Annotated in this window: 14 protein-coding genes and 1 other RNA gene; 6 read left to right on the forward strand and 9 right to left on the reverse strand. The window is 42.8% G+C overall.

The features are described 5' to 3' along the window. Nucleotides 1-31: 31 nt before the first annotated feature. Nucleotides 32-1,225: a bifunctional phosphopantothenoylcysteine decarboxylase/phosphopantothenate--cysteine ligase CoaBC gene (coaBC, locus tag L1272_RS18510; RefSeq protein WP_235374046.1), complete on the forward strand. Its 1,194-nt coding sequence runs from the start codon at nt 32-34 to the stop codon at nt 1,223-1,225. A 112-nt stretch (nt 1,226-1,337) separates the two neighbouring features. Further along, a complete protein-coding gene (slmA, locus tag L1272_RS18515) occupies nt 1,338-1,925 on the forward strand; it encodes a nucleoid occlusion factor SlmA (protein WP_054554189.1) in 588 nt (195 codons plus the stop codon). 42 nt (nt 1,926-1,967) lie between these two features. On the opposite strand, the gene L1272_RS18520 is transcribed toward slmA, so the two are convergent. From L1272_RS18520 to rsmI, 3 genes are all read right to left on the reverse strand, one after another. Continuing rightward, on the reverse strand, nt 1,968-2,489 hold the full coding sequence (locus L1272_RS18520) for a hypothetical protein (RefSeq protein WP_054554188.1): 522 nt from the start codon (nt 2,487-2,489) through the stop codon (nt 1,968-1,970). 362 nt (nt 2,490-2,851) lie between these two features. Then, nucleotides 2,852-3,217: RNase P RNA component class A (gene rnpB / locus L1272_RS18525), an RNA gene on the reverse strand. Between the two features lie 42 nt (nt 3,218-3,259). Continuing rightward, the gene (rsmI, locus tag L1272_RS18530) at nt 3,260-4,117 is read right to left on the reverse strand and encodes a 16S rRNA (cytidine(1402)-2'-O)-methyltransferase (protein ID WP_138616426.1); all 858 of its coding nucleotides are present in this window, start codon (nt 4,115-4,117) and stop codon (nt 3,260-3,262) included. Nucleotides 4,118-4,178: 61 nt separating this feature from the next. On the opposite strand from rsmI, the gene L1272_RS18535 reads away from it, so the two are divergent. Genes L1272_RS18535 through dolP form a run of 4 tightly spaced genes read left to right on the forward strand, consistent with a single transcriptional unit; the run spans nt 4,179 to nt 7,651 of the window. After that, a complete protein-coding gene (locus tag L1272_RS18535) occupies nt 4,179-6,056 on the forward strand; it encodes a penicillin-binding protein activator (RefSeq protein ID WP_054554186.1) in 1,878 nt (625 codons plus the stop codon). A gap of 37 nt (nt 6,057-6,093) precedes the next feature. Further along, on the forward strand, nt 6,094-6,465 hold the full coding sequence (locus L1272_RS18540) for a YraN family protein (protein WP_138602020.1): 372 nt from the start codon (nt 6,094-6,096) through the stop codon (nt 6,463-6,465). Between the two features lie 32 nt (nt 6,466-6,497). Next, nucleotides 6,498-7,085 (forward strand): SIS domain-containing protein, encoded by a 588-nt coding sequence (locus L1272_RS18545; RefSeq protein WP_138602022.1) that lies wholly within the window; start codon nt 6,498-6,500, stop codon nt 7,083-7,085. After that, nucleotides 7,085-7,651 carry a division/outer membrane stress-associated lipid-binding lipoprotein gene (dolP, locus tag L1272_RS18550; protein WP_054554183.1) on the forward strand — a complete coding sequence of 189 codons (567 nt, stop codon included), beginning with the start codon at nt 7,085-7,087 and terminating at the stop codon, nt 7,649-7,651. The genes L1272_RS18545 and dolP overlap by 1 nt, the downstream gene beginning before the upstream one ends. 65 nt (nt 7,652-7,716) lie before the next feature. On the opposite strand, the gene L1272_RS18555 is transcribed toward dolP, so the two are convergent. The 6 genes from L1272_RS18555 to L1272_RS23300 all read right to left on the reverse strand — a co-directional run bounded on the left by L1272_RS18555 (nt 7,717) and on the right by L1272_RS23300 (nt 12,068). After that, nucleotides 7,717-8,157: a ClpXP protease specificity-enhancing factor gene (locus L1272_RS18555; protein WP_054554182.1), complete on the reverse strand. Its 441-nt coding sequence runs from the start codon at nt 8,155-8,157 to the stop codon at nt 7,717-7,719. Further along, on the reverse strand, nt 8,157-8,783 hold the full coding sequence (gene sspA / locus L1272_RS18560; RefSeq protein WP_054554181.1) for a stringent starvation protein SspA: 627 nt from the start codon (nt 8,781-8,783) through the stop codon (nt 8,157-8,159). The genes L1272_RS18555 and sspA overlap by 1 nt, the downstream gene beginning before the upstream one ends. A 79-nt stretch (nt 8,784-8,862) precedes the next feature. Beyond that, entirely contained in the window at nt 8,863-9,600 is a 738-nt protein-coding gene (locus tag L1272_RS18565) for a cytochrome c1 (RefSeq protein WP_054554180.1), read from the reverse strand. Continuing rightward, nucleotides 9,597-10,862, reverse strand: a complete 1,266-nt coding sequence (locus tag L1272_RS18570) for a cytochrome b (RefSeq protein ID WP_054554179.1) — start codon at nt 10,860-10,862, stop codon at nt 9,597-9,599. Before L1272_RS18570 ends, L1272_RS18565 begins: the two co-directional genes overlap by 4 nt. After that, complete coding sequence (gene petA / locus L1272_RS18575; RefSeq protein ID WP_054554178.1) at nt 10,862-11,452, reverse strand: ubiquinol-cytochrome c reductase iron-sulfur subunit; 591 nt, start codon at nt 11,450-11,452, stop codon at nt 10,862-10,864. Before petA ends, L1272_RS18570 begins: the two co-directional genes overlap by 1 nt. A 535-nt stretch (nt 11,453-11,987) precedes the next feature. Next, complete coding sequence (locus L1272_RS23300; RefSeq protein ID WP_366035313.1) at nt 11,988-12,068, reverse strand: IS3 family transposase; 81 nt, start codon at nt 12,066-12,068, stop codon at nt 11,988-11,990. Between the last annotated feature and the right edge of the window lie 13 nt (nt 12,069-12,081).

Genomic DNA, 12,081 nt, shown 5'->3' on the forward strand with positions numbered 1-12,081 from the left:
GCCCATATCGACAAAGGTTAAATTTCACGTAATGACAAAATCAGTAAATAAAAAAATCCTGTTAGGTATGAGTGGTGGTATTGCAGCCTATAAATGCGCAGAACTTGTTCGCCGTTTAAAAGATCAAGGCTGTGAAGTAAAAGTCGTCATGACCGACTCAGCCAAACACTTTATTACTCCTTTAACAATGCAAGCGGTAAGCGGTGAGATTGTTTCTGATTCATTACTCGACCCAGCAGCAGAAGCCGCAATGGGTCATATCGAATTTGCCAAATGGGCAGACCTTATTTTAGTCGCCCCTGCAACCAGTAATATTTTAGCGAAAATGGCCATGGGTATTGCAGATGACTTACTGACGACCCTACTACTGGCTACCCCTGCAAAAGTGGCGGTTGCACCTGCCATGAACCAACAAATGTATGCCCACCCTGCTACACAAGCAAACCTTGCCACACTTAATGAGCGTGGCGTGGCTATTTGGGGCCCAGGTAAAGGCGAGCAAGCCTGTGGTGATGTAGGCGCAGGACGCATGTTAGAGCCTCATGAGTTAGTCGCGCTTTGTACACAACCTGAAGTAGAGCCATTACTTGCAGGCAAAACCATCACGATTACTGCAGGACCAACCCGAGAAGCCCTCGACCCGGTTCGTTATATCTCTAACCACAGCTCAGGCAAAATGGGTTATGCCCTTGCAGAAGCTGCACTTGCGCTAGGTGCAAAGGTAAATCTGATTTCAGGCCCCGTAACAATTAAAGCACCTGCTAATGCCCTGCTTACTAATATAGAAAGTGCTGAGCAATTACTTACCGCCTCAATGGAACTGGCCGCGCAATCGGATGCTTTTATCGGCTGTGCAGCAGTGGCTGATTACCGTGCAGCTGCAATTCATGAGCAAAAGATGAAAAAGCAAGGCGATGAACTAACCCTTACTTTAGTTAAGAACCCAGATGTCATCGCTAATGTCGCAGCACTTAGCGAAAACCGCCCTTATACCGTTGGCTTTGCGGCAGAAACTCAAGATGTTGCAAGCTATGCACAAGGTAAGTTAAAGAACAAAAATCTCGATATGATCTGCGCAAATGACGTATCAAAAGAAGGCCTTGGCTTTAATTCTGATCATAATGCTTTAACACTCTTCTGGCACAATGAGCAGCTAGATTTAGCAATGGGAAGTAAAAAAGATTTAGCCATGAGCGTAATGACTGAGCTTGCCAAGCGTTTGTAAAAATGCTGGAAAGAAACTGAATAAAACATTAACATAAGCCACTCATTTGCACAAAAAATGGCTTGTCTGACTCCCAACAGCGCAAGTAATAAATTATAAGAAAGGAATGGTCATGCCTGCGACAAAAAGAAGTAATCGCAAAGAGCAGATTCTGCAAGCACTCGCACAAATGTTAGAAACCAGCCCAGGTCAACGTATCACAACCGCAAAACTTGCGGCTGAGGTCGGTGTGTCTGAAGCTGCGTTATATCGTCATTTTCCGAGTAAAGCACGGATGTTTGAGGGCCTAATCGAGTTTATTGAAGATACCCTGTTATCACGCATTAACCTCATTTTAGAAAATGAGAAAGAAAGCCAAACACGTGTCTACAATATTTTGCTGTTATTGTTAGCCTTCGCCGAGAAAAACCCGGGCATTACCCGCATTTTGACCGGTGATGCCTTACAAGGTGAGCAAGAGCGTTTACGTGAGCGTGTACAAGGCTTATTTGAAAAGCTAGAAACTCAGTTCAAGCAAGTGCTACGCGAGCGCAAACTGCGCGAAGGTAAAGCATTTCAGTCAGACGAAAGCACCCTAGCCAACTTCTTACTCGCCTATGTAGAAGGTAAGATGAACCAATTCGTGCGCAGCGACTTTAAAGCAAAACCCAGTGCACAATTTGAAAAGCAATGGCCAGAGTTACAAAAGATTTGGTTGTAGTTCAAGTTTTATTAGCTGGTAGTTAAACTACCAGCTTAATACCTACCTTATATACACTTGATTTGAAAAATATTTCTTTTTTGAGTTAGTTAATTGAATTTCGGCCTGGTTACCAACTAGCTGCAATAGTAAGCCCTGAGCAATTTCCCTTTCACCCAATTTCGATTTCACAACAACTTCTTTTCCTATTGCTCCTTGCAACCTCGGTTTAGGGAAACTCGCTTTAGTAACTGGTTTTAGCCCTTCATTTTCAACAAACAAATTTAGACAATGCTGCTTAGCGGCACTGATCCAGTCATCATGGGATTTAACAATATCAACGTTATTTAAAAAGTGTATCAACGCACTATTTCGACTACTAAATTCACTCGAAACATCGGCCATATTTTTAACTTGCGCCCATTTACGAATAACAACGTACTTGCCTTGCGTGAGCCTCGCTAAACTCGTCGATGCGCCCGTCATCCGGCTATACCATTCGATTCTATAACAAGAAGAACCCAAGCTATGAAGTAGAATAGTCGTATTGCCAAATTCCTTAGTACTGCCCTCAATAACACTCACTTTCAATCCTTTAAGCAAAAGTAAATCAGACTTAAAGGATATGAAGAACAAGCCGTTATGATAATGAGTGACTTTCTTAGTAAGCCTAAGAAATATTCCTAGATTGCAGAGAATGGTTAAACAACTTAAAGGGGCAATCGAGATTAAAGAGCAAAGAATGATGATTCATTTTGAATATTGAGCGGAGTGGTTTTTCTCCGCCCAAAAAGCAAAAAGCCCACAGTTTTCACTGTGGGCTTTCTTTAAATTTGGTGAGTCAGCCAATAAGCCGCTGTTTTGTATGCGCGGAGTGGGTTTTCTTAATTACGTAAAGATATAGAAAGAAAAAAGCCCGTAGCATTCACTACGGGCTTTAATATGATTTGGTGAGTCAGCCAATAAGCCGGGTTCTGTCGTGGATAATCATTCGTCTAGGCCATAAATTGCTCTATGGCTCAAGCAACCTACCCGGTTCTCACGTGGGCCACGCGTTCATTATTTAAAATGATAGAACCCTATTTGGTCTTGCTCCGGGTGGAGTTTACCTTGCAACCAACTGTTACCAGTGGCCCGGTGCGCTCTTACCGCACCCTTTCACCCTTACCAACCGAAGTTGGCGGTCTCCTCTCTGCTGCACTTGTCGTAGGCTCGCGCCCCCCAGCCGTTAGCTGGCACCCTGCCCTGTGGAGCCCGGACTTTCCTCCCCCTGCGCATTTTCGTTGCAGGCAGCGATTATCTCGGCTGACTCGGCGCGCAGTATACCTGAGCGCGCACGTCTATGCAGTAAAGAATTAGTCTTTTTCGTCAATAATTGCTTTATAAAGTGCATTTTTCTTCAAACCAAAATACTCAGCCACAACACCACAGGCTTTTTTCAGTGGCATTTCGGCTTCAAGTAAACCGAGCATACGGCGCGCATCTTCTGGAATATCGTCACTTTGCTTCGCTTTACCCGGTAACATCAATACGATTTCACCGCGCTGCTTAGTGGGATCATCCGTTAAAAACTGTTTTAACTCGGCAACCGTGCCATTGAAAAAGGTTTCGAAGGTTTTGGTGAGCTCTTTGGCGAACACCACTGGCTGCTCTGCACCAAGTGCTATTTCTAAATCATCAAGGCTCGCCATGATACGGTGGGTGCTTTCATACATAATGCTAGTAATGCCTGAGTTTACCGCTTCAATGAAAAAGGTCTGCCTTGCTTTACTCTTTGCAGGTGTAAAACCAATAAACTGAAAACGATCTGTTGGTAAACCAGAACAACACACCGCGGTAATTGCAGCACATGCCCCCGGCACCGGCGTGACGTGCGCGCCTTGTTCACGGCATAAATTAACCACCGCATAACCTGGGTCGCTAATAAGTGGCGTGCCGGCGTCAGATACCAGCGCAATATTCATTCCTTGCTCTAACCAATCTACAATTTGTTGCGCTTTTTGTTTCTCATTATGGTCATGTAAAGCAAAGGTTTTTGCTTTGATATTAAAATGGCTTAACAACTTTCCTGTGTGACGAGTATCTTCAGCGGCTATTAAGTCAACCTCAGATAGGGTTTGGATGGCACGCTGGCTGATGTCATCAAAGTTACCAATAGGCGTGGCAACAATGTAAAGAGTGCCGATTTTATCTGAATTGTCCTCATTTAACATTGAGGTCTCCTGCGTCAGTCAGTAATATAAGCAAATCGCGTTAACGTATCGGGAAATCATTGTGCGACTTAAACTTGTTAGTCTATTAATTGTATTGTCAGGGTTATCGGCTTGTAGCACAACCGAAAAACCTCGAAATAGTGCAGAAAATCAATCGGGCCAATCGAGTATTGCCCTATCACAGCTAACCGACGCACAATCTATGTACCAAGCAGCGCTAAATCGTCAAGGCGCAGATAAAATACAGCTTTTATACACTGCGCGTGATGCGGCTATCAGTGAGGAGCGCTGGGCACTACTAGAAAAAGTCTGCCTTGAACTAGAAGCGACCCCAAGTGTAGACCAAATTCAAAACAAACTTTACATTGCTCTTGCACAAGAGCATCAAGGCAAAAGTGATTTAGCTTTAGCTCAGTTACAGCAGCTCGAGCCACAGTTAAGCCAGCCTGAACATCAAGCATGGCACCAATATTTAACTGCGCGCGTTTATGCATCGCAAGGTATGCCAAAACGGGCAATGCCTTTCTTTTTTAAAGCATCAACACTTAGCAGCGAAAACAATTTTATCGTTGCCAATCTAAACAAAGATTTATGGCAAAGCCTAACCCAGCTTTCATCGTACGCACTTGAGCGTTTTAATCGTGGCTCTGTGGTGCAACAAGGTTGGGTCAATTTAGCGCTTTATCATCAAGTGTATTTAGGTGCGCCTGTTGAGCTTCATCAAGCAATGAACAACTGGCTGCGTCGCTACCCGGGTCACCCAGCAGCTGAGGTGCTGCCTAAAAAGGTAACAGAGCTAGTACAAATTGAACCTTTAAATGTAAACCGCCTCGCAGTACTACTCCCTCAATCAGGCGCCAATGAGCGATTAGGTGATGCACTAAAAGCAGGTGTGCTTGCTGCCTTAGATGGAAAATCATTAGAACAAACATTATTTATTGATGAGTCGCTATCAGCCGCTGAAATTACACTTAAACTCAGCGAATTTAATGCTGATTTTGTTATCGGCCCTTTATTAAAAACTAATATCGAAAAGCTAACCAACGCTCAAACACTAGTTGATTACCCAGTGATGCATTTAAACACCTTTGATGGTGAGCGAATTTCACAGCAGCACTTTTTCTTTGCTTTAAGTCCTGAACATGAAGTTCAGCAAGCGTTAGAGCGATTTTTAACAGCGGGCTATCAAAAGCCGATGCTGCTAGCACCAAATAATAGTAACGGCCAACGCCTAGTTGAATACTTCAATACGCAGTGGCAACGCTACAGCGAAGTTAAACCTCAAATTGGGCTTTACTCTGGTAAAGACGACATGCCGAAAACAATCACTGGCTTACTTGAAGTAGACCAAAGCAAAGAGCGTATTAAAGTTGCCAAATCGTTATTCAAGCAAGAAGTTGAAAGTGAAACTCGCTCGCGCAGCGATATTGATGTGATTTATATTTTAGGTGATGCTACTGAAACGCGTTTAATCAAGCCCTATTTAGACGTAAACGTAAGTACTTTTGCTGAGCGTATTCCGCTTTATGCCAGCTCAAAAAGCCACAGTAAGCAAATCGATAGAACCGACAAAGGCGATTTAGATGGCCTTTATTTTACGGAACTACCTTGGATGCTTGATGGTCAAATTCAACAACACAATTTACGCCAGCAATACGAAAGTTTATGGCCAGAAAACGCAGATATAAGCCAGCGCTTATTTGCCATGGCATTCGATGCAGCCAGTATGCTAGGTGATGTGAAGCAATTAAGCATGGTGCAAGGTAAACGCTTTAGTGGTATCAGTGGTCAACTGAGCATTGCCAGCAATGGCTATGTTACGCGCACTTTAGATTGGGCACAGTATAAGAATAAACAAATTATTGCGGTTGATTTAGCGACTGAGCAACCAATTCCATTATTTATGCAATCTGCCTTTGGAATTAACGCTGCTGAATAATCTTTTTAAAACGTAGTAATAGCTCAAGGATGAAGCTATGTCTTGGTTTAAGCAATTATGGCAAAATAGCCGCGAAAAAGGCCTGTATTACGAAAAACAGGCTGAACAATATTTAATACAACATGGTTTAAAAGCCATTGAACGCAATTACTTATGTAAATACGGTGAGCTAGACCTAATAATGCGTGACGGGCAAACGCTGGTATTTGTAGAAGTAAAATTTAGAAAAAACGCCTTGCGTGGTGGCGCAAACTATGCGCTCAGCAAACAAAAGCAGCAACGATTAAGGCGCACGATTAGCCATTATCTTGCCGAGAAAAAAATCTCAAACCAGTCTATGCGGATAGATTATGTCGCTATAACAGGTGAGCTTAACAGCACCCTAAACTGGTTTAAAAATGTTTACTAACGCCGTTTGGCGTCGGCTTAATTTGGTAGGTTATGCAAGAAACGATAAAAAAAATCTTTACTGAAAATATTCAAGTTCAAATAGCGGCAGGTGAAGTACTGCCAAGCGCACTTGAATCAGCAGCATTCACCATTGCACAAAGCCTCATTAACGGCAATAAGCTGCTATGTTGTGGCACTCCTAGCTGTCATATGTTGGCACAGCACATGGCAGGGCTATTAATTAACTTTTATGAAACCGAGCGCCCTTGCCTACCCGCAGTTGCGCTTGCACAAGACCAAGTTAACTTAGGCGCAGCAGCCAATAACGATGAGCACGAAACCTTTGCACGACAAATTCGTGCATTTGCTCAGCAAGGCGACCTTTTATTAGCAATTGCAGTTAATGGTAATGAAAAGCAAATTATCTCAGCAGTTGAAGCGGCACTGACTCGTGATATGAAAGTGATTGTGCTTGTTGGTGATGACGGTGGTGAATTAGTTGGCTTACTTGGCCCAAATGACGTTGAAATTCGTGTGCCATCAAAGCGCCCAAGCCGTATCGTTGAGTCGCATTTAGTGAATTTGCACTGCCTCAGTGAACTTATCGATTTAACCTTATTCCCACAGGAAGAAAATTAATGTTTAAACAGTCTTTAATTGTTATTAGTACCGTTTTATTGCTGCAAGGCTGTGCAGCTGCCGTTGTCGCCGGTACAGCGGGCGCTGTAACTGCCGCGAATGATCGCCGCACAATCGGTTCACAAATCGACGATAACAACATCGAAATTAAAAGCTCTATCGCTATTAGCGAAAATGAGCGACTACATAAATTTGCCAACGTAAACGTTATCAGCGTCAATGGTATTGTGCTTATGATTGGTCAAGTTGCTAACGCAGAAATGAAAGACGAAGCACAACGCGCTATTGAGGGCGTTGATGGCATTCGTAAAATCCACAACCAAATTCGCATTGGTTCAAATATTGGTATGAGTACGCAAACGCACGACTCTTGGTTAACCTCTAAAGTGAAAACGCAATTGCTCACCACAGAAAGCATCAGCAGCAATAACATCAAAGTAGTAACAGAGAATGGCGAAGTCTTTTTAATGGGCTTAGTGAGCGATTCTGAAGCGAATTTGGCGGTTGATGTAGCACGTAACGTATCAGGCGTTGAACGTGTTATTAAAGTGTTTGAATATCTGTAACGCTAAATAGTTAATTAATAATAAAAAACCCGCTAAATAGCGGGTTTTCTTTTGTCTGACTAAGGTTACTTAATCACTCGTAAGTGAGCACCTTTTTTCTTCTCTGGTTTAGCAGGTGGTTCATCATCTGGCGTAATATCGTCAGGTGTTTCAACACTTTCTAATACCGGAGCAAAATCGTCTTCGTCCTCGATGAATTCTTCTGCAGTAAATACAGTCCCTTCACCATTCTCACGTGCATAAATTGCGAGCACAGCACCCATAGGTACGTACACTTGCATTGGTTGGCCACCAAAGCGCGCATTAAAGCTAAGCTGTTGGTTGTCCATTGCAAATTGTGTTACCGCTGATGGGCTAATGTTCAAAACGATCTGACCGTCTTGCACAAACTGTGTTGGTACTTGTACAGCAGGAAAATCAGCGTTAACCACTAAGTGTGGTGTGCACTGATTATCAACAATCCAATCAAAGAAAGCGCGTAGTAAATAAGGACGATTAGGCGTCATTATAAACGGATCTCACGCTCTGCTTCAGTTAGTGAAGCTTGGAATGATTCACGCTCAAATAAACGCAACATGTATTCTTTAAGCTCTTTCGCGCCTGCACCATTAAGCTCAATGCCAAGCTCAGGTAAACGCCAAAGTAATGGTGCTAAGTAACAATCAACTAAGCTGAACTCTTCACTCATGAAGTAAGGTGCTTCAGAGAAGATTGGTGCAATTGCAAGTAACGCTTCTGTCAGCTCTTTACGTGCTTGCGCTGCTTCGCTGCTACCGCTAGTGATTTTGTTAGCTAGGCTATACCAATCCGTGTCGATACGATGCATCATCAGACGACTACGGCCACGCATAACCGGATAAACTGGCATTAGTGGAGGATGAGGGAAACGTTCATCAAGGTATTCCATGATGATGTTTGCCTGATATAAACCAAGCTCACGATCGATCAGTGTTGGTACTGTACCGTAAGGGTTAATCTCATGAAGTGCTTCTGGCAGGTTATCCTTTTCAGCCAGGTGAATGTCAACACTTACACCTTTTTCAGCAAGTACGATACGTACTTGATGGCTATACATACAGTTAGCACCAGAAAACAGGGTCATTACAGGGCGCTTATTGGCAGCTACGGCCATGCCTACCTCCATTATATTACAAAAACAGCAATAGGGGCTTAAGCCCCTATCACAAAACTACCTTTCAAAATGCCCAGGATTAGTGAACATCTCTCCAGTATTCTTTCTTCAGCATGAATGCCAAGATAAATAGAATCACTAGGAAACCAATTACCTTTAGACCTAACGCTTCTGACTCTAAACGTGATGGCTCGCCAACGTAAGCTAAGAAGTTAGTTAAGTCACGAGCAGCACGATCGTACTCGTCAACACTCATTTCACCAGAACCATCTGTCTCAACGCCAACAACTTTAGTCACTGTGTGACCATGTTCTTCCACTTCTTCAGTGATTGGTGTTGGTAAGCCTTGTAGTTCTTGAAGAACGTGTGGCATACCTACCGATGGGAAAACAACGTTGTTTACGCCAAACGGACGAGATTCATCTTTATAGAATGACTTCAGGTAAGTATAGATCCAGTCAGTACCACGAACTCGCGCTACAAGCGTAAGATCCGGTGGCGCTGCGCCAAACCATTTAGCTGCGTCATCTTTATCAATCGCATTTTTGATGTGGCTACCTACTTTTGAGCCATCAAAAATTAGTTGCTCTTGACCAATCTCAGTAGGAATACCGATATCGCGGAACGTACGCTCATAACGTTGATACTGCATTTGGTGACAACCAAGACAGTAGTTCATGAACAATTTAGCACCGCGCTGTAAAGATGCGTTATCTTTAAGGTCAATGTTCGCATCCATTAAAGGAACCGAAGGACCTGCTGCCATTGTCAACGATGGCAACAATGCGAATAAACCGATAATTAGCTTTTTCATCATTTCGTCAACCTCGTTGGTAATGGCTTAGTTTTCTCATTCTTGCTGTAAACAAATAACAATACGAAGAACATGAAGTATGTCACAGTCGTGATTTGCGATAACAGCGTTTTGAAATCAGTTTGTGGTGTAGCACCAACCCAACCCAAGATAACGAAAGTTACCACGAATTGTGCGATGTTTAACTTGTGTAGACCACAACGATAACGAATAGAGCGAACCGAACCACGGTCAATCCAAGGTAGTAACGCAAGCACTACGATAGATGCACCCATCGCCACAACACCCATTAACTTGTTAGGGATTGCACGTAGGATTGCGTAGAATGGCGTAAAGTACCAAACTGGGAAAATGTGCTCTGGTGTTTTCAGCGGGTTAGCTGCTTCGAAGTTTGGCGCTTCTAAGAAGAAACCATTCATCGCAGGCATAAAGAATACAACCCAACAGAATAAGATTAAGAAACCAACCACACCCACAATATCTTTTACTGTGTAGTAAGGGTGGAACGGGATCGCATCAACAATGTCTTTCTTGTTGGTGTAATACTCGTGGAATTTGAATTTAGGCTTATCTTCTTCAGCTACAGTGCCTTTCTTACGCTTGATTTCAACACCATCTGGGTTGTTTGAACCCACTTCGTGTAGTGCAACAATGTGTAAGAATACTAAGATAACGATTACTAAAGGTAATGCAATTACGTGTAGTGCAAAGAAGCGGTTAAGCGTAGCACCAGAAATTACGTAGTCACCACGGATCCAAAGCGTTAAATCATCACCAATAACCGGAATCGCACCGAATAGTGAAATGATTACCTGCGCACCCCAGAAAGACATTTGTCCCCAAGGAAGTAAGTAACCCATGAAAGCTTCAGCCATAAGCGCTAAGAAGATGAACATACCGAATAACCACAGTAATTCACGTGGTTTTTGGTAAGAACCGTAGATCATGCCACGGAACATGTGCAGGTATACAACGATAAAGAATGCTGATGCACCTGTTGAGTGAAGGTAACGAAGTAACCAACCGTATTCAACATCACGCATGATGTATTCTACCGATGCGAAAGCACCTTCAGCAGATGGTACGAAGTTCATTGTTAACCAGATACCAGTTACGATTTGGTTAACAAGTACTAACATGGCTAGAGAGCCAAAGAAGTACCAGAAGTTAAAGTTTTTTGGTGCTGGATACTGTGCAATATGCATGTTCCAAACACGTGTCATTGGAATACGATCGTCGATCCAACCAATAATTTTACCAAACATTACGCCACTCCTTTTTCTTCACCGACTAGAATAGTCGTGTCATCAAGGAAGGTATACGGAGGAATTTCTAGATTTAATGGTGCAGGTACAGATTGGAATACACGACCAGCCATATCAAATTTAGAACCGTGACACGGACAGAAGAAACCGTCGTCTGTGCCCTCTACTTTCTCACCAAAGCCACCTTGTAGGAAGCTAGGAGAACAACCTAAGTGCGTACAAATACCAACAGCAACGAAGATCTCAGGACGTTGCGAACGATATTCATTGGTTGATGATTCAGGTTGTTGAGGCTCTTCAGACGCAGGATCACGAAGTTGACCTTCATGTTCTTTCATCTGTTCAAGCATTCTTGGTGTACGATTAATAACCCAAACAGGTTTTCCTCGCCACTCAACACGTATTAATTGTCCTGGCTCAAGCTTGCTGATATCTACTTCTACAGGCGCACCCGCAGATTTAGCTCGCTCACTTGGATTCCAAGACGCAATAAAAGGAACAGCAGCCCCAGCCGCACCAACACCACCAACAACAGAGGTAGCTATGGTTAAAAAGCGACGTCGGCCATTGTCTACAGGCGCATTGCTCATCCACTTATCTCCACTATGATTCCCAACACTTGCCATATTGAGAACATCAGTTACAGCAGGTTAATTTTTAGAAATTTCAAAATAGACGCGATCATAATTAAAACCCTTGATTAAAACAAGGTTATTCACAGTCTCATGCTCGAATATACCCTATTTAATAGATTATTAATTTAGGTTAGCTCGAGTATGAAGCCGCTGGTTATGATAACGCATATAAAAAAACAATATACTGACCAAGATCAACCTCACTAAGAGGAAACAGAATTCTGCATTAGCTGTTGTTGAACTCACTCACATTACTTGCCCCCCAATTGTAGCAAAAAATTTCATCAATTAACTGATGGATTTAAGCTAATTTTGCTAAATCTTGAAGTTTTTTTACTGTAATACGTACTAATTATTAACAGCGGTTAAATATCGAACGAAAAAAGGTAGGTTTTTGTACTTCAGCTATCAGCTATCAGCTATCAGCTATCAGCTATCAGCTATCAGCTATCAGCTATCTGATCTGACCCCGATAAAGTAGACACGGGGTTTAATTAACTTGTTCGTACTGCATGGGACTTTTATACCCTAGGGTGCCATGCCTTCTTACTGAGTTGTAGTATTTTTCAATATAAAAATACGTT

The organism is Pseudoalteromonas sp. PAST1 (assembly GCF_021532515.1).
Classification (GTDB): Bacteria; Pseudomonadota; Gammaproteobacteria; order Enterobacterales; family Alteromonadaceae; genus Pseudoalteromonas; species Pseudoalteromonas simplex.